Origin of the sequence: Veillonella sp. T34266-5 (assembly GCF_002959815.1) — a bacterium.
In the GTDB taxonomy this organism is placed as follows: domain Bacteria; phylum Bacillota; class Negativicutes; order Veillonellales; family Veillonellaceae; genus Veillonella; species Veillonella atypica.
On sequence record NZ_PPCZ01000016.1, the window covers coordinates 99,530 to 124,122 of the forward strand.

A 24,593-nucleotide genomic window follows, 5' to 3' on the forward strand; every position below is an offset into this window, starting at 1 on the left:
ATGGCAACAAAATTAACACCAATGATGGAGCAATATTTAGAAATTAAATCGCGACATAGTGATGAACTCTTATTTTTCCGCCTTGGTGATTTTTATGAATTATTTAACGAGGATGCACTAATTGCATCTCGAGAATTGAATATTACCTTAACAGGTAGACCTACAGGCAACGAGGAACGAACACCTATGTGTGGCGTTCCTTTTCATGCTGCTGAAAGCTATATTGAAACATTAGTAAAAAAAGGGTACAAGGTCGCTATATGTGAGCAACTTGAGGATCCAAAGGCTGTAAAGGGCATCGTAAAACGTGATGTAATCCAAGTCATTACACCGGGAACCGTAATGACAGAAAATGGTAATGATGCACGAAGTAATAACTTTTTAGCATTATTCTATATGGTTAAGGAAGCGTGGATTCTTGTATTCTCTGATGTATCAACTGGGGAGGTTATTTGGGACCGCGTGTCTCAAGATAATATCAGTCAAATATATGATTCCTTAAGTATGTATAGACCAGCAGAAATTATTATTCCAGAAGGCACTAATCTGCCACAACCTATAATAGATTTCTTGCAAAATCAATTTAATAATGTTGTGCTATCTCCATTTTCTTCCTTTGAATGTGCTTCAGATGCATCTCGATTAGCAAATAATCACTTTCAAGATATGGGCCTTATGGAGGAGGATGTACTGGCCGCATTAGGCTTTATGCTCTTATATTTACAGGATATTATTAAAACTGAAATCTCCCATATCAATTACGTTCATCAAATGGATGTAGGTAATCGTTTGATTTTAGATACATCTTCATTGCGCCATTTAGAAATCACCCATAATTTACGGGATGGTGGTGTAAAAGGAACCTTATTAGATATATTAGATCGCACCTTAACACCAATGGGCGCTCGATTATTAAAACAATGGCTAGAAAGTCCGCTTACGGATATTCCACATATTCAACGTCGTCAAGCAGCCGTTGCAGAACTAATCACACGAAATGGAGAACGCTGTGAAATACAAAGTTATTTAGATTGCATTTATGATTTTGAACGTATTGTAGGCCGTATTGAGACAGGCTCAGTATCTCCGCGAGATTTCACATCTCTCCGTGAATCTCTACAAGTATTGCCACATATTAAACAACTTCTTAAAGAGTTTTCTGGATTATCTCTAACATCCATTAATGAGCGGATTAATAATCATGCTGATATTTATGATTTATTAAATCGAGCGATTGCGGAGCAACCTGCTTTAACATTAAAAGATGGCCGTGTAATACGAGATGGTTATAATGAAGAGTTAGATGAACTCCGTTCTTTAGCTACTAATAGTGAAGTGTGGCTTCAAAAATTGGAAGATAAGGCAAAAGAAGAAACCGGTTTAAAGCTTAAAACTAAGTATAACAAAGTGTTCGGATACTTCTTTGAAGTTAGTAAGGCACAAATCGATAAGGTACCGGCCTATTTTATTCGGAAACAAACCACAGTCAATGCAGAGCGTTATATTACACCTGATTTAAAAGAATTTGAAATTAAAATTCTAAGTGCCAAGGAAAAAATTGTTGCCTTAGAACAGCAATTATATCAAGATTTACGTAATCAAATTAAGGGTGTTATTAAAAGTGTACAGGAAACAGCAAGGGCTTTAGCGGAACTAGATGTACTCGCCTCATTAGCAACCGTAGCGTATGAATCAAATTATATTTGTCCTAATATCGTAATGAATGGACAAATCAATATACGCGATGGGCGTCATCCGGTAATAGAAAAATTCTTAAAGCGCGAAGTTTTCGTGCCTAATGATGTATTACTCAATCATGATGATGATGAATTTATGCTTATTACAGGCCCTAATATGGCTGGTAAATCTACCTATATGAGACAAATTGCGATACTTATGATTATGGCTCAAATTGGGTCATTCATTCCTGCTAGGGAGGCTACCATTTCTCCTGTAGATCGTGTATTTACACGTGTAGGTGCTAGTGATGATATTTCTACAGGTCAAAGTACTTTCATGGTTGAAATGAAGGAGGTAGCATATATTCTTGAAAATGCTACATCTAAAAGTTTAATTATTCTTGATGAAATCGGTCGTGGTACCAGTACCTTTGATGGTTTGAGTATTGCGCAAGCAGTTGTAGAGCATATTTGTAAACATATTCATGCTAAAACATTGTTTGCTACGCATTATCATGAATTGATTCCATTAGAAGACGTATATCCACGATTAAAGAATTATACGGTGGCTGTTAAGGAAAAAGGGAAAGATATTGCCTTTTTGCGCCGCATCATTAGGGGTGGTGCAGACAGAAGCTATGGTATTCATGTAGCAAAATTAGCAGGTTTACCAGCGCAAGTTTTAAAACGTGCGGAAGTGATTCTTGAATCCTTAGAGGAACAAAATACCGACACTGATGATTTAAATAATCGCGTTATAACATCAGATTCTGTTGTTAAGTATACAAAACCATCTATCGAACAAGATGATTTTGGTAATTTATTTACCCATTCTGTTGTGGATTCCTTGTTAGCTATAGATGTTAATACGATGACACCTATAGAGGCGCTAAATGCAATTCATCAGTTACAAGCAGAGGCGCGTAATGGAGGCGGTAAATAATGGCAACCATACATGTTTTGGATGAAACTACAATCAATAAAATAGCAGCTGGTGAGGTTGTAGAACGTCCCGCATCAGTTGTAAAAGAACTGATTGAAAACTCTATTGATGCTGGTGCTACATCGATTGAAGTGGAAATTGGCGAAGGTGGTAGTGCATATATGCGCATTACTGATAATGGCAAGGGGATGACAGAAGAAGATGCCCGCCTTGCAGTTTTGCGCCATGCTACCTCTAAGATTCAAAATGTAGAGGATTTATTCGATATTGCATCCTTAGGGTTTAGAGGAGAGGCTTTGGCGAGTATCGCCTCTGTTTCTCATTTTGTTTTGACTACTAGAACTGTAGACCAAGAACTTGGTACACGTATCCTCATCGATGGAGGAACCTTTACTGATTGTATTCCTTATGGTGCAGCACCTGGTACGACAATTGAAGTGAAGGAATTATTTTTTAATACACCAGCTCGTCGTAAATTTCTTAAAACTGAACGAACTGAATCATCTAAAATTCAAGACATTGTTGGTAAATTGGCATTAAGTAATCCGCATATTGCTTTTAAATTAACTATTGATGATCGTGTAGCCATCATTACACCAGGAACTGGCTCAATACAAGATACAGTGGCTGCATTATACGGTTATAAGACCAAGAATGATATATTTCCTATCGCTTATGAAAGTGAACATATCTATATTGAAGGTGTTGTATCAAAACCAACATTGTTAAAAAGCACGCGTATTTGGCAGACGATTATTGTCAATAATCGAGTTATATCAGATAAAACAATTTTGAAAGCCATAGATAATGCGTACCATGCATTATTACCAAAATCTGGATATCCATTGGTTTTACTACATATAACTGTACCGGCTAGTATGGTGGATATCAATGTACATCCTCGGAAGAGTGAAGTTAAATTCGAAGATGATAAAATCATATTTAAAGCTGTTTATCATGCAATTCTAAATGCCTTAAATAACCCTCTTCATGAACGGTATGAACGTGAATCATCATCGTTTACTCAACCTTTAGAAACTGAATCACAAGGTAGTGGCTATAACTCGTACCAAGCTCCACAAGTTTTGAGTGATCATAATGATACGGCTGAACATATTGCTACAGCCATTGACTATGATAAGGTTTTTGGCGGACGGCGCACTAAGGGATATGAGGTATTACGTCAGGATACACGCGATTTTGTAGATGCCTTAAAAGAAAAAGGATTTACACCACCAGCTCCAAAAGCAACGTATGAACAGGAAACATTTGAGGAATCCTCATTTACATCAGTTCCTACAGCTTATACTAGCTATACGGCAGAAGATAAAGAGAAATTCCATCAAATACAAGAACAGCATATAGAAGATGAGTCTAGAGATATACAAAAATCAGGCTTTTTACCAATGGGGCAGGTTGCATCATGTTATATATTAGCCAAAAAAGGTGATGATTTATATATTATAGATCAGCATGCAGCACACGAACGTGTCCGTTATGATCGTTTGTGTAAATCTTCGGAAGCTATACCAATGCAAAGCCTGCTTGTACCGACTTATAGCAATGCTACAGAGGATGAAATGAATCTTGTTGAGAATGAACAGGACGCTTTGTTGGATTTAGGTTTTGAAGTAGAGCTTGGCGGGCCTAATCAAATCAAATTAGTTGGTGCACCTGTAGATCTAGTAGAAAGTAAAGCTCAGGAAATTTTATCTTATGTATTTACTTTTTTGCATGACCATGAACAGCCTACTAAAGCTCAATTGCGTCATGAAATGCTAGCTTATGCATCTTGTAGGGGTGCCATTAAATCTGGACATAATCTTAATATGTACCAAATGACAACACTTATTGAAGATTTATTCCATACAGATAAACCTTATGTGTGTCCTCATGGTCGCCCAACAATTATTAAATTTACACCTGATGAATTGGGTAAGTTATTCTTAAGGTCTTAATATGATTATTACTACTTCACAAAAAGCGTCTTCAGCGATAAAAGAAGAAACAAAAGAATTAGCTAAATCATTAGATTTAGTATATCTAAATCGTCAAAAGAGACCTATTTCTGAACTATTATTAGAGGATACACCTATTGCGGTTGTTTCTAAGAATCAATTGACAATTCATTTTAATGAAGAACAGGAACATAGATTTCATTTATCCATGGCTCAATTGCGTATTTTACGCTTACAACGCGGAGATGATGACCACCTTGTAAACGCTATAGAATTGTTAACAACTGAATCATCTAATTCCATATCTATAGTTGATTGTACACTAGGCCTTGGCAGTGATAGTATTATCATGTCCTATGCATTCCCTAATGCACATATTATAGGATTAGAAGCGTCATATCCTATATGGCTATCTACATGGTTTGGATTGAAACATTATACTCATGAGGATATGACTGTAACAAATGCACTACGTCGTATTGATGCTCGTCATGATAATTTTGAAAGCTTTTTACAGGGGCTACCTAACGATAGTGTAGATATATTATATTTTGACCCTATGTTTGAAGTTCCTATTGAAGAAAGTCCTCAATTTAAACCGTTGCGTGGGCATACTTCGGAAGGTAGAATCACAGATTCTGTGATTCAGGAAGCTAGGCGCGTTTGTCGATTAGGTTTTATTATTAAAGAACGACCGTTTAGTTCTGTATTTAAAGATTTCCCACCATCCACATGGGTGGGCGGCAAGTATAGTCGTATAGGATATGGTGTTTACTGTAATAAGGGGTTACAATGGAAAAATTAATAACAATTGTAGGTCCTACAGCTGTAGGTAAGACTGACTTAACATTAGCATTGGCTAAAGGCTATAATGGCGAAGTGATTTCTGGTGATGCGTATCAGGTATATAAACATTTGAATATAGGCACCGCTAAACCTACTGCTGATGAATTATCTATAGTTCCACATCATCTTATTGATATATTAGATCCTAATGATGATTACAGTGTATCAATTTTTCAGCAACAGGCTAGGACATTAATTGATTCGTTAAATCAAAATCAGATATTGCCGATTCTATCGGGTGGAACAGGTTTATATGTTCAATCGTTATTGGAGAATTATAACTTCAATGATATTAAACCCAATATTGAACTTAGAGCAGAATTAGATGAACTATATGCTAATCAAGGAATAGATGGGTTACGTCATCGTGCTAATGAGTTAGCAAAGGTTGGCCATATAAACATAAGATTTACTGATAAACATCGATTATATCGCGCCATTGAATTAATGACGGCTGGTGATTTTGATGCATTAACAAGTCAGACAAAAGACGGTCTATCCTATGAGGGACCTGTTATTGGATTACAACGTGAACGCAGTGATTTATATGATCGAATTAATCGTCGCGTAGAAATCATGTTTGAAAAAGGTCTCGTTGATGAAGTCAAACAGTTACTAATAAAAGGAGTGAATCCAAACTGTCAGGCTTTTAAAGGTATTGGCTATAAAGAGGTTGTTCAGTATTTAGAAGGATTAATCAGTTATGACGCATGTGTAGATTTAATTCAGAAAAATACGCGTCACTTTGCAAAACGACAAATTACGTGGTATAAACGTATGCCGTATATAGAATGGATTACCATAGACTCACAAACAACAGAAGCCGAAATTTATGGTATGGCTTGTAATATAATTGACTCAAGATTTTAATAGATAAAGGATAGAGAATGACATTAGAAGAAATACGTAGTAAAGCCCTTGAAATGGCTGAACCACAATTTAAAAAGTTTGAACCTATTGCATTAGCAAATACGAAAAAGGTATTAGAAGCATTTAAAGAGTGTCAAGTATCTGACTATCATTTTACAGGCACAACCGGTTATGGTTATAACGATGTAGGCCGTGAAAAATTAGATGAAGTATTTGCCTATGTATTTAAAGGCGAAAAGGCTCTCGTGCGCCCACATTTTGTATCGGGTACTCACGCATTAGCCACTACACTGATGGCTATTATGGGAAATGGCTCTAAAGGAACTGAATTTATCTATGCCGTTGGAGCTCCTTATGATACCATGCAATCCGTTATTGGCTATACTCGTCCTGTTAAGGGTTCATTGATTGAAAAAGGTTTTACCTATACAGAAGTGCCACTAAACAATAATACCTATGATTTGGACGCTATAGGACAGGCTGTTAATTCCAATACACGTGCTGTGGTTATCCAACGTTCTCGTGGGTATAGTACTCGTGAGCCATTGTCGATTGCGGATATTAAAGCGATCGTTGATGTTGTGAAAGCTAAGAATCCAGAAACCATTTGCTTTGTAGATAATTGTTACGGTGAATTTACAGAGCTTCAAGAGCCATTAGAGGCCGGTGCTGATATCATGGCAGGATCTCTCATCAAAAATGCTGGCGGTGGTTTAGCACCAACCGGTGGCTATATCGTGGGCCGTGAGGATTTAGTTGAAGATGCATCATATCAATTGACGGCCCCAGGGCTTGGTGATCATATGGGTTCTTATGCTCCTGGCTATCGTCTATTCTTCCAAGGCCTATTTATGGCTCCTCATGTAGTATTACAAGCCCTTAAAGGTGCTGTGTATACAGCTGCGGTAGGCGAATTATTAGGATATGAAGTATTTCCTAAGGTAGATGCAGCGCGTTATGATTTGATTCAAGCCATCAATTTAAAAAATGGCGAGGAAATGGAGCATTTCTGTGTAGGCATGCAAGCTTACTCTCCTGTAGATGCGCATGTGCATCCAATTCCTGGGGATATGCCTGGTTATGAAGATAAAATTATCATGGCTGGCGGTACCTTTGTACAAGGGTCATCTATTGAACTTAGTGCTGATGGTCCTGTGCGCCCTCCATATACAATCTTCATGCAAGGTGGTCTTGTATTTGAACATTCTATGCTCGGCATTTTAGGTGCGGCAGAGGAATTATTAAAACATAGATAATAATTAGAATCTCTTTCTTTGATGGGAAGAGATTCTTTTGTTTCAAATCTTTTCAATATACCTCGTTCTAGGCTATAATATAAGTTGCTATAATTTCATAGCAATACTACTCGGACTTTTACACCGAACTAGTGTTTTACACGTCAGGCTTTCACCCTGATTAGTTTTATGATCAAGAGATCATTAAAAGGAGAAAGTATGGAAAAAGTTATCGCTGTAGCTATGAGTGGCGGCGTAGACAGTTCTTTGACTGCTGCAATGCTACTAAAACAAGGCTATAAAGTATTTGGTATTACCCTATGGCTATGGGTGAGTGGGACACCGTATGATGAGGTGCCTCTTGCCGTAACAGATGCTAAGAAAATGTGTGATTTTCTTGGTATTGAGCATCATGTTATCGATGCTCGCGATGTATTCTACGAGAATGTAGTAGATTATTTCGTAAAAGAATATGCCTATGGTCGTACACCAAATCCTTGTGTATTCTGTAATAAAAATATCAAATTTGATTTGATGCTCAATCGAGCCCTTGAACTTGGTGCAACACATATGGTAACCGGTCACTATGCACAGGTTAATTATAATGAAGACACTGGTTTATATGAATTGCATAAAGGTGTTGACCCAACTAAAGATCAAAGCTATGTTATGTATAATATGAATCAACGTATTTTGAGTCATCTTATGTTCCCATTGGGTGGCCAATGTAAAACAGAAACACGTAAATTAGCTGCTGAATATGATTTGCCAGTAGCTAAGAAACCAGACAGTGTAGATATTTGTTTCTTACCGCATGGTAATTATCAAAAACTTGTAGTAGAAGAAATGAAAACCAAACCAAAATCTGGTAATATTGTTACTGAAGATGGTGAAATATTAGGAAAGCATACGGGTTTATTCAATTACACGATTGGTCAACGTAAAGGACTAGGCATTGCTTATAAACATCCTTTATATGTTATTGGCTTTAATGGTGAACGTAATGAAGTTATTGTAGGACCTAATGAACGACTTTTTACAAATCGTATGATTTGTAAGTTTTATAATTTCTTAGATGATACAATCCATAAAGAGTTAAAGGCGGAAGGTAAAATTCGTTACGCAGCCAATCCATCGCCTTGTACGGCACGTATCTTAGACGACGATACGATGGAGGTTATCTTTGATGAACCACAACGGGCTATTACACCAGGTCAGTCCGTAGCCTTTTATAATGGCACTCAATTATTAGGAGGTGCTGTTATCGATCGCGTATGTTAGAAAGGAGAATACAAGTTCCTTGAACTTGTTCATATAGTATGTCAACGAAAAAGATTAGAAACTTCTGTATTATAGCTCATATCGACCATGGTAAATCTACCATCGCTGATAGATTAATTGAATATACTGGTACATTACAAAAACGAGAAATGGAAGCGCAAGTCCTAGACTCCATGGATTTGGAACGAGAACGTGGTATTACTATTAAAGCGCAATCTGTTCGTATTTTGTATAAGGCTCAAGATGGTGAAGAATACATTTTGAACCTTATTGATACGCCGGGCCATGTGGATTTCAGCTATGAAGTATCTCGTTCTCTTGCAGCTTGTGAAGGGGCATTACTCGTTGTAGATGCTGCACAAGGTGTAGAAGCGCAAACGTTGGCAAACGTGTATCTCGCTTTAGAACATGATCTTGAGATTATTCCTGTTATCAACAAAATAGATTTGCCTTCTGCCGATCCTGATCGGGTTAAACATGAAATTGAAGATATCATTGGTTTAGACGCATCAGAAGCAGTATTATGTTCTGCTAAATCTGGCATTGGCATTCCAGATATTTTAGAAGCCATTGTAAATAAGGTGCCTGCACCACCAGATAAATCTGATGAACCAACAAGAGCGTTGATTTTTGATAGCCGCTTTGATGCTTATAAAGGTGCTATTGCTTATGTGCGCGTAAAAGAAGGTACTATTAAAACAAAAGATACCATTCGTATGATGCATGATAATAAGGATTTTGATGTAACTGAGCTCGGTATCTTTACACCAAATCTTGTGCCTGTCCAAGAATTACCATGTGGTTCTGTAGGTTGCATTGCAGCAAGTATTAAGAATGTAGCTGACTGTCACGTAGGTGATACGGTAACATTAGCTGATAATCCTGCACCTGAACCATTACCAGGTTATCGCAAGGCTGTATCTATGGTATATTGTGGTCTCTACCCTACAGAGTCTAAAGACTACGAAAATCTTCGTGATGCATTAGAAAAATTACAGCTTAATGATGCTGCCTTAGAATATGAAGCAGAAACATCCTTGGCTCTCGGCTTTGGTTTCCGTTGTGGTTTCTTAGGCTTACTACATATGGATGTTATTCAAGAGCGCTTAGAGCGTGAATATAATCTAACACTTATCACTACGGCTCCATCTGTTAATTACAAGGTATATAAAACAAATGGGGAAATGCTAGAAGTGGATAATCCTGCTAAGTTACCACCTCCAACGGAAATCGATTATATTGAAGAACCATATGTTAAGGCTACGACCATTGTACCTAAGGATTTTGTTGGTACTATTATGGAATTGTCTCAAGATAAACGTGGCGAATATCAATCCATGGAATACTTGGATGAAACGCGTGTATCCGTTGTATATCACTTACCATTGAGCGAAATCATTTATGATTACTTTGATAAATTAAAATCTGCTACAAAGGGGTATGCATCTCTTGATTATGAATTGATTGGTTATAAACAATCTCCAATGGTTAAGATGGATATCCTGTTAAATGGAGAACCTGTAGATGCATTATCTATCATCGTTCATAAGGATCGCGCTGCTACACGTGGCCGTGCATTAGCTGAGAAATTAAAAGAATTAATTCCTCGTCAAATGTTTGAAATTCCTATTCAAGCAGCAGTAGGCACAAAAATTGTAGCTCGTGAAACTGTAAAAGCTTGGCGTAAAGACGTTTTAGCAAAATGTTATGGTGGCGATATTTCTCGTAAACGTAAACTCTTAGAAAAACAAAAGGCCGGTAAGAAACGCATGAAAGCAGTTGGTTCTGTAGAGATTCCACAAGAAGCATTTATGGCAATTTTAAAGGTAGAAGATTAATATGGAAACAAATCGTAACGATTTGTTTGTACCGCGGGATATGGGGATATACATCCATATCCCGTTTTGCAAACAAAAATGTATATATTGTGACTTTCCAGCGTATCAAAATTTAGAGGAATATTACGATACATATCTGTATGCCTTGGTTCAAGAAATGACTATGTTCGGTGATGCATATCCTAAATCTCGTACTAAACTTGTAGATACTGTTTATTTTGGAGGCGGTACACCGACGGAATTATCCTTATTACAGTTAGAACAAATTTTGAATACCATTAAAACTACCTATAATGTATCTCCTGATTGTCAGTTTACCATCGAATCAAATCCTGGAGAGGTAGATCAGGCTTATCTAAAGGGGCTGCATAAGTTAGGATTCTCTCGTATCAGTTTTGGGGTTCAAACTTTTAATGATAAATCTCTAGTAAGTTTACATAGAAGTCACAATCGTGAGGATGCTATAAATGCAGTTCAATGGGCTTTTAAGGAAGGCTTTCAAGATATTAATATCGATTTAATATATGGATTACCGAATCAAACAACTGATGAAATTAATAAAAATTTAGATATTGTTAGTACATTGCCTATTAATCATATTTCTACCTATGGTTTACAAGTAGAACAAGGAACACGATTATATTATTTGGTTGATAAAGGAGTCATTTCTTTACCTGATGAATCAACAGAGGATACGATGTATGACATGATGATGCAAGGGATTCAAGATTTGGGATTTGAGCGTTATGAAATATCCAATTTTGCGAAAGATAAAGCCTATAGTAAACATAATCTAAAATATTGGCAATATTGTGATTATTTAGGTTTTGGTGCTGGTGCTCATTCATTTTTTGATAGTGTAAGAAGAGCTAATAATCGCAATGTCATGCCTTATGCTAGAAAAATAGACTGCTTTGAATTTCCTGTTGTAGATGAGGAAGTTATCGATTCCAAAAGAGCTAGAGAAGATTATTGTTTTTTAAGCTTGCGAACCAAGTGGGGAATCAATACAGTCGATTTTGCTGACAGATTTAATATACGATTAGAAGATATATATGGCTCTATTTTAGATAATTTAATTGAAAAGAATTTAATTATACAAGATGGCAACTTATATTATCTTACGCCAGAAGGTGCTAAGCATGGGAATTATGTATTTAGTCAATTCATAAAAGAGTAAGATTTCTCATAGTTTCTCAATAAGTAACATGTTAGGATAAATAGGATGATGATGAATATGCATGCTTATTTAGGAGGAAAGATGAAGACATCTGTTATAATACATGGATTACATAATGAATTTTCTTTGGACCAAATGAAAGCATGTATATCATTAGCTGAAAAATACGGTGGTTCCTTTAGACATGTGGTGACTGGTATACAAATTACAGGTATTGATAAGGATGATAAAGAGGCATTGATTGCTGAGTTACCTGATGGGGTTACTACGGTTATTCATAGAGGTGTCAATTCGTTAATTGCCTGTGTAGGTAAAGGAAAATGTAAAAACGGTCAGATGGAGACTGAAGAACTAGCTGACTATATAGAACGTAAACATTATGGCCGTAAAACAGGTCATAAATGTAAAATTGGCATCAGTGGTTGTGGCCGTAACTGCCCGGATTCTATGGTAAAAGATATCGCTTTTATCGGCACATCGCAAGGTTTTATGCTTGCTGTAGGTGGTAATACAGGTATGCGTCCAGAAGCAGGAAAAATACTGATGCGTAAATTATCTATTGAGCAGGCAAAAAAGGCTGCCGATATATTGATTGATTGGTATGCAGAATATGGAGAACCAAAAGAACGGATGGGAAAATTATTAGAACGTCTTGGTAATCCACTAGAAAATAAAAAATTATAATAAAAATATGCTCTTAGTAAAAAAGAACTAAGAGCATATTTTTATTTTATTGACAAACGGCTCTAAACACTGATGTACATTGTCTTTTTGACTAATTTTCGTAAAATAGAAGATTGTCTTTTTGACTTATTTTTGATAAAAGTTATATTGTCTTTTTGACTAAACTGATTTTATTAGGGTTTTTAAGGATGATTTTACTTGACATTTTATTTTTGTATGGTAATATTATACATGCGATTAGCACTCGAATATTTTGAGTGCTAACAAGTGAGGTGTCATTATGGATGAAAGAAAACAACGCATCTTACGAGCGATTATAGAGGATTATGTAAAATCTGCTGAGCCTGTTGGTTCTAGGACGATTGCTAAAAATTATAACTTAGGTATTAGTCCTGCCACGGTGCGAAACGAAATGGCTGATCTTGAGGACTTAGGCTATTTAGAAAAACCTCATACATCAGCTGGTAGAATACCATCGTCAAAAGGCTATCGCTTATACGTTGATTCTATGATGCATCAAGGTTCAGTGGAGAATGAGGATGTGAAACAAATCCATTCTATATGGAATGATTCGCAGCTTTCTGGCAATGAAATGTTATTACATATGGCTCGATTAGTTTCTCAAATCAGTCATAGTATGAGCTTATTATTAGCCCCTGGACATGATCAAGCAATGTTAAAATATATACATATTTTACCTCTTGATGCTCACCAAGCTGTTATGGTTGTAATAACTGCAACCGGTGCACTTGATAATGAATTGATGTATTTTACATCACCAGTGAAAGCTGATGAATTACAACGATTAGCTATACAATTTAGCAATGCCGTTCAAAATAAGCTTTTACGTGATATTACATCGGCTCAAATAAGTGCAATTATCGCACACATAGACGGTTCAAAATCCGTATTATTACAAATCGGAGAAACCTTATTAAGGGCCATCACAAAGCGACGTTTATTTTATTCTGTTGGTACTACTGAGTTGTTACGACAACCGGAATTTAAAACGGTTGAAAAGGTACAGCCTGTACTTTCATTATTAGAAGAACAACAAGAATTAGGTCACATATTGCAAGATAATTCAAACAAACCAATTAAAATTAAGATTGGTTCAGAAAATCAAATGGAAGCATTAAGTGATATGAGTCTTATTCAAACTGATTTTTCTCAAGATAATAATCAACTTGGTACATTGGCTATATTGGGCCCTACGCGAATGGAATATAGTCGAATTATTAATATGCTTTCCTATATGAAACATTTAATGGAAACGATGGCAAGGAATCAAACATAGAAAGGATAAGGCATGTCTGAAGAAAAAATTAAACAAGATGTGGTAGACGAAGAAATCTCTGAGCCTACAGAAGCAACGAAGGAACAATCGGAAGCGCAAAATGCTGAAGAGTCTGTAGTTGATGCAAGTGAGGTGTTAGAAGAATTAAAAGCCGATTTTGATAATCGTTATAAACGCTTACAAGCGGATTTTGAAAATTTTAAACGCCGTACTAATCAAGAAAAAGAACAGTTGGCAGGTTTTGTTAAGGGCGATGTCCTAAAAGATTTGCTACCTGTATTAGATAATTTTGAGCGAGCTGTACAAGCTCCTGCAGAAGGGGATACAAAGGTATTCCTTGATGGATTTGTTATGATTCATCAAAACTTGATGGCTATGTTGTCTAAGCATGGTTTAGCTGTTATCGATGCAGTTGGTAAACCATTTGATCCAAATTTCCATCAAGCAATTATGCGCGTACCATCAGATGAATATGAATCTGATACGGTATGTGAAGTACTGCAAACTGGCTATACTGTGGATGGTCGTTGTATTCGACCAGCAATGGTTAAGGTTGTTGAATAGATTATAAGTATTAGGAGGTCATATATTATGGCAAAGGTAATTGGTATTGATTTAGGGACTACAAACTCTTGTGTTGCTGTTATGGAAGGCGGCGAACCTACGGTTATTACAAACCAAGAAGGTGCACGTACAACTCCTTCCGTAGTTGGTTTTGCGAAAAATGGCGAACGTTTAGTTGGTCAATTGGCTAAACGTCAAGCTGTATCCAATCCAGAAAACACAATTATTTCTATTAAACGTCATATGGGTTCTGACTACAAAGTAACTGTAGAAGGTAAATCTTATACACCTCAAGAAATTTCTGCAATGATTCTTCAAAAAATTAAAGCTGATGCAGAAGCTTATTTGGGCGAACCTGTAAAACAAGCTGTTATTACTGTTCCAGCATACTTTACAGATGCTCAACGTCAAGCTACTAAAGATGCTGGTTCTATTGCAGGTCTTGAAGTACTTCGTATCATCAATGAACCTACAGCTGCTGCTCTTGCATATGGTGTAGATAAAGACGAAGATGGTAAAGTTCTTGTATTTGACCTTGGCGGTGGTACATTCGATGTTTCCATTCTTGAACTTGGTGATGGCGTATTCGAAGTATTGGCAACATCTGGTAATAACCACCTTGGCGGCGATGATTTCGACCAACGTATCATGAATTACCTTATTGAAGAATTCAAAAAAGAAACTGGTATCGATTTATCCAATGATAAATTAGCTGACCAACGTTTAAAAGAAGCTGCTGAAAAAGCTAAAATTGAATTGTCTGGCGTAGCTAGCACAAACATCAATTTGCCATTCATCACAGCTGATGCTACTGGTCCTAAACATTTGGATGTAACATTGACTCGTGCTAAATTTGAAGAGTTAACTGCTGATTTGGTACAAGCTACTATTGAACCTACTCGTAAAGCTATGAACGATGCTGGCTTATCTGCATCTGATATCGATAAAGTGTTGTTAGTTGGTGGTTCTAGCCGTATCCCAGCTGTACAAGAAGCTATTAAAAAAGTATTGGGTAAAGAACCAACTAAAAACGTTAACCCAGATGAATGCGTAGCTATCGGTGCTGCTATTCAAGGTGGTGTATTAGTAGGTGAAGTTAAAGATGTATTGTTACTTGATGTAACTCCATTGTCTCTTGGTATCGAAACAATGGGCGGTGTATTTACTCGTATCATTGATCGTAACACTACAATTCCTACATCTAAATCTCAAGTATTCTCCACTGCAGCTGATAACCAACCATCTGTAGATATCCATGTGTTGCAAGGTGAACGTGAATTCGCAGCAGATAATAAAACATTGGGTCGTTTCAACTTGGATGGCATCCCAGCAGCTCCTCGTGGGGTTCCTCAAATCGAAGTAACTTTCGACATCGATGCTAATGGTATCGTACATGTAAAAGCTAAAGATTTGGGTACTCAAAAAGAACAAAAAATTACAATTACTTCTTCTAGCGGCTTGAAAGAAGACGAAATTGAACGCATGGTTAAAGAAGCAGAAGCTCATGCAGCAGAAGATAAAGCTAGAAAAGAAGAATTAGATGTTAAAAATAATGCAGATTCCTTAGTATACCAAGCTGAAAAAGCTTTGAAAGATCTTGAAGGTAAAGGCGATGCTGCATTGTTGAAAGAAGTTGAAGAAGCTAAGGATAAATTGAAAAAATCCATCGAAGCTGGCAATATTGAAGATATTAAAAAAGATAGTGAAGCTTTGGAACAACCTTTGCATAAATTAGCTGAACAAATGTATGCTGCTGCTCAACAAGCACAACAAGCTGCTGGTGATGCTAAACAAGGTGAACAAACAAAAGCTGACGATAATGTAGTTGATGCTGATTACACTGTAGTTGATGACGATAAGAAATAAGAAGGGTTGGTAACTAATGGCACGAGATTATTATGACATCTTAGGGGTCAGCAAAAATGCAACTCAAGATGAAATTAAAAAAGCCTTCCGTAAAAAGGCTCGCCAATACCATCCAGATGTAAATAAAGATAATCCAAAGGAAGCAGAAGCAAAGTTTAAAGAAGCTAACGAAGCTTACGAAGTATTGTCTGATGAAACTAAAAAAGCTCAATATGACCAATTCGGCCACGACGCCTTCAAACAAGGAGGCGGCGCTGGCGCCGGTGGTTTCCAAGGCGGTTTTGGCGGTTTCGGTGGTCAGGCTGGTGGTTTCAGTGATATCTTCGGTGATTTCTTTGGTGGCATGTTTGGTGGTGGACACCAGCAACATGGTCCTCAAAAAGGTAATGATCTTCGTGAAGACATAGATATATCCTTTGAGGATGCTGCTTTTGGTAAATCAATGGCAATCAACATTCAACGTCATGAAGAATGTGATCATTGTCATGGTACCGGCGGTGAACCTGGATCCAAGGTTGATACATGCCCTAATTGTCATGGCTCTGGTCAAGAGGTTGTTATTCAAAATACACCATTTGGTCGTATGCAATCTGCTCGTACTTGTTCTCGTTGCCATGGTTCTGGTAAGGTCATTGAAAAACCATGTTCCAAATGTCGTGGATCTGGTGAAATCTTAGTAAAACGAAAAATCGATATTAAGATTCCAGCTGGTGTAGATAACGGATCTCGTCTACGCGTTTCCAATGAAGGTGAACCGGGTATATTAGGTGGTCCAAAAGGCGACTTATACGTTTATATTTACGTACGCCCGCACAAAGAATTTGAACGAAATGGCAATGATGTTATCAGTCGTGTTACTATTAGCTTTGCACAAGCTGCATTAGGAGCGACTATACAAGTGAATACCTTAGATGGTAAAGTAGAATTGAAGATCCCAGAAGGCACTCAAACGGGAACTGCATTCAGACTTAAGGGCAAAGGTATTCCTTATTTACGCAATCCAAAACAACGTGGTGATCAACACGTTGTTGTTACGGTTCAAACACCTAAAAAATTAACTGAAACACAACGTGAATTATTACTTCGATTTGCTAAAGAAGGCAATGAAGATGTGAATAACTTACAAGTTAGTAAGAGTTTATTTGAGAAAATTAAGGATTGTTTAACTAAATGAACAGCTCTGATGCGTGAATGGTTTGTTCCTGCGCATCAATAGTAAAGGAGCATTTATGCAATGGATAGAAATATCTATTGTCTGCGAAAGAGTAGCCACCGATGAGGTGACTACTCTTTTTGGCGATTATGCAGACAATGGAATTATAGAAGAAGATGTAGATAATCAACCGAATTTAGTACAATTAACACTTTATGCTGATGCATCATTAGATCCTAACACGATTGAGTCTGATATAAAGGGGCGTCTTAACGAAAGCAATATCGAAATCACATCAATAGATGCACATATGTTAGATGAATCTACGTGGCTCAATTCTTGGCAACAGTATATAGAACCTACAGAAATACTACCTAATTTAATAATCAAACCTGCATGGCAAGAATATGATAATGAGCAGAATAAAACTATTATCGAAATCGATTCCGATATATCATTTGGTACTGGTTCTCATGAAACTACGAGAACTTGTGCAGAACTTTTACAGGCCTATAGTAAATCCATGAATTTAGATTCTGTTACTTGTTTAGATATTGGGACTGGGACAGGCATTCTGTTGTTAGTAGCTGCTCATTTGGGTATAAAACATCTTGTAGGTATCGATATAGAAGAATATGCAGCTAAACAGGCAAGAATTAATTGTGATAATAATCATGTCGTAGCTGATATCATTTGTGGTAATTTGGATACTGATTTTAAGGGTACCGCTCAATTAATTTTAGCGAATTTAACAGTAGATCCTTTAAAAATTTTATTGCCACAAATTGGTAAAAAACTTGATGATAAAGGTATTCTTATCATTAGTGGTATTATTGATGATCGGTATGATGAGATTATGCCTTATATTAATAAAGAGTGGCATATTATTGAGGAGCGCATTGCTGGACCTTGGCATACATTTGCGCTAGAAAAACGATGAAAAAGATATTTATTCCTACACCATTAGATGAATCCATTGTATTACCTAAAGATGTGACTCATCATATATTACATGTATTTCGCCATAATATAGAGAAACCAATTACTGTCACAGGTAGCGATAACCGTTGTGGTATCTATCAGATTAATGATGAGATAAATGGCTTAGCACAAGCTAGTCTTATAGAATATATTGATTCTCCTATATCTATGCATAGAACCATATTAGTACAATCTTATTTAAAAGGTGAAAAATTAGAATGGGTTTTACAAAAAGCTACAGAGCTTAATGTTGATACCGTATATCTTGTACCTACATCGAATTGTGTTGCTAAGTACGATGCAAAAAAATTACAGTCAAAATATAGTCGTTGGGAAAAGATTATGTTGGAAGCTTCTCAACAATGCGGGCGCACACAGCTGCCTACGCTCGTTGTGGGTGAGCCACTTTCTAATGTATTAGACATCGAATCTGAATCTTTAAAATTGGTTGCTTATGAAAATGAAGCGGGCTACTCCATAAAAGATGCTTTAAAGGCTATTAATAGTGATTCTACTAATAGGGATATCTTAATTTGTATTGGCCCTGAAGGGGGCTTTCAAGAGAAAGAAATCAATGATATTATAGAATGTGGTGGACAATCAGTTACATTAGGTCATACTATATTACGTGCCGAAACGGCTGCGATTGCTGCATTATCGATGGTTCACTATGAATTAGAACTATAAAATACTATATACATATGCTATATGATATCTATATAAAGAAATGGGAGGTGCAATGAAAACCGTTGCCTTTACAACTCTAGGGTGTCGTGTCAATCAATATGATACGGATGCTATGAAGGGGTTATTTTTACAACATGATTATGAAGCTGTTGATTTTGATTCTAAGGCTGATATTTACGTTATTAATACATGTTCTGTTACGAATATGGGCGAGAAAAAGTCTCGCCAATTAATTCGTAAAGCTAAACGTCAAAATCAAGATGCTTATGTTATTGTTACAGGTTGTTATGCACAACTTGATCCCGATGCAATTGCTGCCATTGATGGTGTTAATCTTGTGATTGGCACCAACAATCGTTCAAAAATTGTTGAACTTGTTGAACAACTGGAAACAACAGAACGCCAAATTAATGCTGTTCGCGATATCATGAAAGAGTCTAATTTTGAAGAGATGCCATTGTTCGGTAATGAATCTGATAAATCGAGAGCTTTCATGAAAATTCAAGAAGGTTGTAATAATTATTGTGCATTTTGTATCATTCCTTATACGCGTGGAAAACTAAAGTCCCGTAAAGTGGATGATATTGTAAATGAAGCGAAACGTTTAGTAGAACATGGATTTCATGAAATCGTTTTAACCGGGATTCACCTTGGAAACTATGGCGTTGAACTACCAGGAAGACCAACGCTTGCCGATGTGGTGAAAGCTCTCTTAGAAATTCCAAACTTACATCGCATACGTTTTGGATCTATTGAGTCTGTTGAAGTATCGGAAGAACTTATTGAATTAATGGCTACCGATAAGCGTGTATGCCCACATTTACATTTACCTCTACAAGCAGGGTCAGATCATGTTCTAACATTGATGAAACGTCATTATACGCTTCAAGAATATAAAGATTTGATTAAGAATTTAAGAAATCGCATTCCGGACTTATCAATTACTACCGATATCATTGCTGGATTCCCACAAGAAACGGATGAAGACTTTGATGAAACGATGAATACGGTTAAAGAAATAGGCTTTACTCATATTCATGCCTTTCCGTATTCAATCCGTGAAGGGACGCCAGCTGCGACCATGCCAAATCAAGTACCCGAAGCCGTTAAGAAAGCTCGCGTAGCATTATTAAATGATCTAAGCGAAAAAGGTCTACATGCATATGCAACATCTCGTATAGGTAAACCGGGAGAAATTCTTATTGAAAAAGAAGAAAATGGATACTATATAGGCTTAACAAATGAATATATACATGGTAGAGTTAAGTCAGATGGACAGCATGCTATAGGTGATCTTATTGGTGGTACTGTAGTTGCTGTTGATAAAGATTTTGTAATCATTGAATAAGATAATAGGAGGCCTCACATGAGTGACTGCATTTTTTGTAAAATTATTAATGGCGAAATTCCATCTAAAAAAGTATTAGAAAATGATAAATTTTATGCCTTTTATGATATTGAACCTGTGAAAAAAGTTCATGTACTCATTGTTCCTAAAAATCATGTTGCTAATATTGCACACATTACAGAGAAGAATGAAGACTATGTTGAAGGTCTATTACCATTTGTTCGTGATGTAGCAAAAGAACTTGGTATTTCTAAGGATGGCTATCGATTGATTTTTAATACTGGCGCAAAAGCTGGTCAAAGTGTATTCCACATGCATGCGCATCTATTAGGTGGCGAAGAAATGGGTTGGCCTGAAGCGTAATAGCTTGTAATAGGAAAATTATTAATTTTTCAGTAGTAAGACATCAAAAATATTGATTTGTAATAAAATTCCTATAAAATATAGCGGTATATATTGACAGAACCTAGTGTTCTACATATAATATGTATATGTGCGTAAATAAAATTATCAGCACTTCCCTGAGATTAATTTTGGAGGGAGGGATATAGATGTCTGAAATTAAAGTCGGTAAAAACGAAACGCTTGAAAGTGCTCTTCGTCGATTCAAACGCTCCTGCCAAAAAGCAGGTGTTTTGTCTGAAGTAAGAAAACGCGAACACTACGAAAAACCAAGCGTAAAAAGAAAGAAAAAATCTGAAGCAGCAAGAAAACGCAAATTCAGAGCATAAGATGATTACCCTAATTCTGCCTTTTCATGGCTTCATGAAATCCAGAATTAGGGTTTCTTTATATATATTAGTTTGTAATATACTAATATTTTTTAATGATTGAGTCATATAGGAGGTTACCATGAGTTTAAAAGATCAATTAAAAGAAGATATGAAAGCTGCTATGAAGGCTCGAGAAGAAGGTAAAATAGCTTTATCTGTTATTCGTATGGTCAATAGTGCTATTAAAAATACAGAAATTAATGATAAAATTGAACTCGATGATAATGGTGTATTAGGTATTTTAGCTAAAGAAATGAAAACACGCCAAGATTCTCTTACAGAATTTGAAAAAGCAGGTCGTGAAGATTTAATTAGCCATGTTAAGGAAGAAATAGCTGTTCTTCAAAAATATATGCCAGCACAAATGACAGAAGATGAAATTCGCGATGTTGTAAAAAAAGCTATTGCTGATTGCGGAGATAATGTAAATATGGGTAATGTAATGAAACATGTCATGCCTCATACAAAAGGCCGTGCAGATGGTAAATTAGTAAATACAATCGTAAAAGAATTATTAGGTTAATATTCTTATAAAATTCTATAGAAATTTATTGACAAGAATTTTCTCACTATGGTAATATGTACTCAAGAAAATAATTAGTCAATGAAGACTCCACTGGATAGGTATGCAGTTTGTATATCTATATTGTTGGAGTCTTTTTTTATAGTTTAGGAGGAACAAATATGGCTACAAAAGAATTATTGTATTACATTCCTGCAGGTCAATATGGTAAAGAAGGGGTTTTATCTCTATTAGAACAACATCCAGAAATTAAATTTGTATCTTTAGTAGGTATCGACTTAGCTGGTAATGATACAGATGAAAAAATCCCAATGGCTGCATTCTTTGATGATTATGAAGCATTCTTTGAAGGCCGTGCTGTTCAAACTGATGGTTCCTCTGTAGTATTAACTAATATCGCTACATTGAACAATGCTCGTGTTGATATGTGGGGCGACCCAAGTGTAAACTGGTTTGTTGATTACAACTACGAAAACATTGATGAAGCAACAGGTTTGCCAACTGGTACACTTCGTATTCCTGCATTCTTAATGCATAATTACCGCTATGTAGATTCTCGTTCTATCTTAAAACGCAGCTGTGACTATGTTCGTGCAGAATTATTGTCCTTGATCAAAGAAAAAGGCTTACCTGGTATGCCTCATGTGAAAGCTGATGATGTGGTAGATATCGTTTTCACATCTGCTACTGAATTAGAATTTTGGGTAAAAACGCCTTCCAAAACAGTTACTAAAAAAGAATTGTCCGTTTCCCAACGTTTGCAAGAACAATATTGGCAACGTACACACGGCACTGTTCGTACTGCATTAGAACAAGCTGTAGAACGTCTTGATCAATACGGTATGGTGGCTGAAATGGGCCATAAAGAAGTTGGTGGTGTAAAAGCTAAACTTGATGAAGATGGCCATGAATCCGTTGTATTGGAACAATTGGAAATCGACTGGAAATTCTCTGGTAACCCATTACAAACAGCAGATAACGAATTACAAGCTCGTATTATCGTTCGTGAAGTATTCCGTGAAAACGGTCTTGATGTAACATTCAATGCAAAACCAATTATCGGTGTTGCTGGTTCTGGTGAACATACTCACTTTGGCGTAATGGCAAAATTAAAATCTGGCAAACTTGTTAACTTGTTCAGCCCAGAAGATATGAAAAAAGAATCTGCAAGCTCCTTGGGTATTGGTGCAATCATGGGTCTATTGAAACACTATGAAGCTATTAACCCATTCATCAGCTCTACAACAGATTCCTTGAATCGTTTGAAACCTGGTTTCGAAGCTCCAGTTTGTATCGTAACTTCTTTAGGTAATGATCCTTCTGAACCTAGCCGTAACCGTACAATCCTTTGCGGTTTGATTCGCGATATCGACAATCCAATGGCTACACGTTATGAATTGCGTTCTCCAAACCCTTATACAAATACATACACTGCATTAGCATTGATTTTCATCTCTGCATTTGATGGTATGAAATATGCTATTACAAGTGGTAAAACTCAAGCTCAATTGGAAGCAGAACTTTCTAAAGAAGCTGGTCAAGATGCGGATTACTTACCTAAAGAACGTGCATTCCGTTCTGAAAAAGATGTATTCGAAGACTACACTCAAGAAGAACGTAATCAAATGTTCGGCGTAGCTCCTGCAACTGTATGGGAAAACATTAAAGGTTATAAAAATAATCCTGAACTCGTAAATACATTGGCACAAGGCGATGCATTTGCTCATGACTTAATGGATTCCTTCATTGCATCCATCTTGAAACGTTGGAAACTCGTATTGGCTCATCGTATCATTCCTGATAATATGGATACAGTACGTAAAATGGTATCTATTCATACAGATAGCCGCAATAGCATTGATGACAAACGCTTTGCAGAAGTTAATGACTTACGTTTCTATCTTGCAAAAGATAGCGATGATCGCAAATCTTTGTTCACACGTATTGTAGAAGCTTTACAATCTGAAGATTATGATACTGCATCTGCATTACAAATCGAAATGAATGACAAAATGGAAGAATTAGAAGCTAAATACGCTAATTACAGCAAAAATATTTTCTAATCCTCTGTATATGAAGAAAGGTCCTACCGATATTCGGTAGGACCTTTTTGAGGGCTCTCTGTCAAATGTTGGGGTGTTCACCCTACGAGTCTTGTTTGGCACCAATCATATGTATGGTTGGTGCCATTCTTTTTGCTCAAAAGTAGAATACGTACTCTGAATCTACCAAAGTGGCGAAGCCCATAGCTTATTCGTTTTAATACCTTAATCTTGTTGTTAGTTCCTTCTGTGTATCCATTAGAATATGGGAGTAAGAATGCATTAGTTAATTGAGTCATCCATGCAGGAAATGATGTAAAGAAGTTATTAAATTCTTTCAAACCAGATGCTTTTACTAATTCCAACCAATGAGTTAAATGTGCAGCTATTCCTTGTTTACCATAGGTTGAAAAGATTTTTCTAAAAGATAGTTTTAAAGCATATGCTTTCCGTATATCTTCAGAAATTCGAAGTATTTCACAGAGCTTAATGTGTTCAGCTTCCGTTAAATGATCTGGATGTTTCATTAGCACACGTCGATTCTGTTTTAACATACGTGAATAAGCAGCCAGTTTATGTTGCTCACGCTTTCTAACTCGCTCTACCGCCCAATCCACAAGTCGACACACATGGTATCGATCACAGATAATGTGTGCATGTGGAAATAGCGCCTCCATGATGCGTTTAAACTGTATGGACATATCCATTACAATAAACTTAACTTGTACTCGATCTTTATGTTTAAATGATGCAAAATAGCGGATTAATGCTTGCGTATCACGTTTCGGTAAAATGTCTAATATTTCATGTGTATCTGGATTGGTTAAATTGACTTGGTATTGATA

21 protein-coding genes are annotated in these 24,593 nt (G+C 36.5%); 20 read left to right on the plus strand and 1 reads right to left on the minus strand.

Annotated elements, in window-relative coordinates; all coding sequences use genetic code 11:
• The 20 genes from mutS to VIHSUH07_RS06470 all read left to right on the plus strand — a co-directional run bounded on the left by mutS (position 1) and on the right by VIHSUH07_RS06470 (position 23,769).
• Complete coding sequence (gene mutS / locus VIHSUH07_RS06375) at positions 1-2,622, plus strand: DNA mismatch repair protein MutS (protein ID WP_105084316.1); 2,622 nt, start codon at positions 1-3, stop codon at positions 2,620-2,622.
• Positions 2,622-4,580, plus strand: coding sequence for a DNA mismatch repair endonuclease MutL (mutL, locus tag VIHSUH07_RS06380; RefSeq protein ID WP_105084317.1), 1,959 nt, complete (start codon positions 2,622-2,624; stop codon positions 4,578-4,580). The genes mutS and mutL overlap by 1 nt, the downstream gene beginning before the upstream one ends.
• Before the next feature lies 1 nt (position 4,581).
• Entirely contained in the window at positions 4,582-5,385 is an 804-nt protein-coding gene (locus VIHSUH07_RS06385) for a class I SAM-dependent methyltransferase (RefSeq protein WP_105084318.1), read from the plus strand.
• A complete protein-coding gene (gene miaA / locus VIHSUH07_RS06390; protein ID WP_105084319.1) occupies positions 5,373-6,296 on the plus strand; it encodes a tRNA (adenosine(37)-N6)-dimethylallyltransferase MiaA in 924 nt (307 codons plus the stop codon). The genes VIHSUH07_RS06385 and miaA overlap by 13 nt, the downstream gene beginning before the upstream one ends.
• A gap of 17 nt (positions 6,297-6,313) precedes the next feature.
• Positions 6,314-7,552 (plus strand): methionine gamma-lyase family protein, encoded by a 1,239-nt coding sequence (locus VIHSUH07_RS06395; RefSeq protein WP_060807460.1) that lies wholly within the window; start codon positions 6,314-6,316, stop codon positions 7,550-7,552.
• 198 nt (positions 7,553-7,750) lie between these two features.
• Positions 7,751-8,812: a tRNA 2-thiouridine(34) synthase MnmA gene (mnmA, locus tag VIHSUH07_RS06400; RefSeq protein WP_038123508.1), complete on the plus strand. Its 1,062-nt coding sequence runs from the start codon at positions 7,751-7,753 to the stop codon at positions 8,810-8,812.
• Positions 8,813-8,850: 38 nt separating this feature from the next.
• Entirely contained in the window at positions 8,851-10,650 is a 1,800-nt protein-coding gene (lepA, locus tag VIHSUH07_RS06405; RefSeq protein WP_005380155.1) for a translation elongation factor 4, read from the plus strand.
• A gap of 1 nt (position 10,651) precedes the next feature.
• Complete coding sequence (gene hemW / locus VIHSUH07_RS06410; RefSeq protein ID WP_105084320.1) at positions 10,652-11,830, plus strand: radical SAM family heme chaperone HemW; 1,179 nt, start codon at positions 10,652-10,654, stop codon at positions 11,828-11,830.
• A gap of 81 nt (positions 11,831-11,911) precedes the next feature.
• On the plus strand, positions 11,912-12,514 hold the full coding sequence (locus tag VIHSUH07_RS06415; protein WP_105084321.1) for a nitrite/sulfite reductase: 603 nt from the start codon (positions 11,912-11,914) through the stop codon (positions 12,512-12,514).
• Between the two features lie 280 nt (positions 12,515-12,794).
• Positions 12,795-13,811, plus strand: a complete 1,017-nt coding sequence (hrcA, locus tag VIHSUH07_RS06420; RefSeq protein ID WP_105084322.1) for a heat-inducible transcriptional repressor HrcA — start codon at positions 12,795-12,797, stop codon at positions 13,809-13,811.
• A gap of 12 nt (positions 13,812-13,823) precedes the next feature.
• On the plus strand, positions 13,824-14,375 hold the full coding sequence (gene grpE / locus VIHSUH07_RS06425) for a nucleotide exchange factor GrpE (RefSeq protein ID WP_005379060.1): 552 nt from the start codon (positions 13,824-13,826) through the stop codon (positions 14,373-14,375).
• A gap of 27 nt (positions 14,376-14,402) precedes the next feature.
• The gene (gene dnaK, locus VIHSUH07_RS06430; RefSeq protein ID WP_105084323.1) at positions 14,403-16,241 is read left to right on the plus strand and encodes a molecular chaperone DnaK; all 1,839 of its coding nucleotides are present in this window, start codon (positions 14,403-14,405) and stop codon (positions 16,239-16,241) included.
• Between the two features lie 16 nt (positions 16,242-16,257).
• Positions 16,258-17,415, plus strand: a complete 1,158-nt coding sequence (dnaJ, locus tag VIHSUH07_RS06435) for a molecular chaperone DnaJ (RefSeq protein WP_105084324.1) — start codon at positions 16,258-16,260, stop codon at positions 17,413-17,415.
• Between the two features lie 55 nt (positions 17,416-17,470).
• Positions 17,471-18,334: a 50S ribosomal protein L11 methyltransferase gene (locus VIHSUH07_RS06440; RefSeq protein WP_105084325.1), complete on the plus strand. Its 864-nt coding sequence runs from the start codon at positions 17,471-17,473 to the stop codon at positions 18,332-18,334.
• Entirely contained in the window at positions 18,331-19,062 is a 732-nt protein-coding gene (locus VIHSUH07_RS06445) for an RsmE family RNA methyltransferase (RefSeq protein ID WP_105084326.1), read from the plus strand. The genes VIHSUH07_RS06440 and VIHSUH07_RS06445 overlap by 4 nt, the downstream gene beginning before the upstream one ends.
• 52 nt (positions 19,063-19,114) lie before the next feature.
• Positions 19,115-20,410, plus strand: a complete 1,296-nt coding sequence (gene mtaB, locus VIHSUH07_RS06450; RefSeq protein ID WP_105084327.1) for a tRNA (N(6)-L-threonylcarbamoyladenosine(37)-C(2))-methylthiotransferase MtaB — start codon at positions 19,115-19,117, stop codon at positions 20,408-20,410.
• 18 nt (positions 20,411-20,428) lie between these two features.
• Positions 20,429-20,773, plus strand: a complete 345-nt coding sequence (locus VIHSUH07_RS06455) for a histidine triad nucleotide-binding protein (RefSeq protein WP_005378992.1) — start codon at positions 20,429-20,431, stop codon at positions 20,771-20,773.
• A 188-nt stretch (positions 20,774-20,961) separates the two neighbouring features.
• The gene (gene rpsU / locus VIHSUH07_RS06460) at positions 20,962-21,141 is read left to right on the plus strand and encodes a 30S ribosomal protein S21 (RefSeq protein ID WP_004695751.1); all 180 of its coding nucleotides are present in this window, start codon (positions 20,962-20,964) and stop codon (positions 21,139-21,141) included.
• Positions 21,142-21,262: 121 nt separating this feature from the next.
• The gene (locus VIHSUH07_RS06465; RefSeq protein WP_105084328.1) at positions 21,263-21,706 is read left to right on the plus strand and encodes a GatB/YqeY domain-containing protein; all 444 of its coding nucleotides are present in this window, start codon (positions 21,263-21,265) and stop codon (positions 21,704-21,706) included.
• 161 nt (positions 21,707-21,867) lie between these two features.
• A complete protein-coding gene (locus VIHSUH07_RS06470; RefSeq protein WP_105084329.1) occupies positions 21,868-23,769 on the plus strand; it encodes a glutamine synthetase in 1,902 nt (633 codons plus the stop codon).
• A gap of 77 nt (positions 23,770-23,846) precedes the next feature.
• Here the strand turns inward: VIHSUH07_RS06470 and VIHSUH07_RS06475 are convergent.
• Positions 23,847-24,593, minus strand: a 747-nt coding sequence (locus VIHSUH07_RS06475; protein WP_146104943.1) for an ISL3 family transposase, incomplete at its 5' end; no start/stop codon positions are given.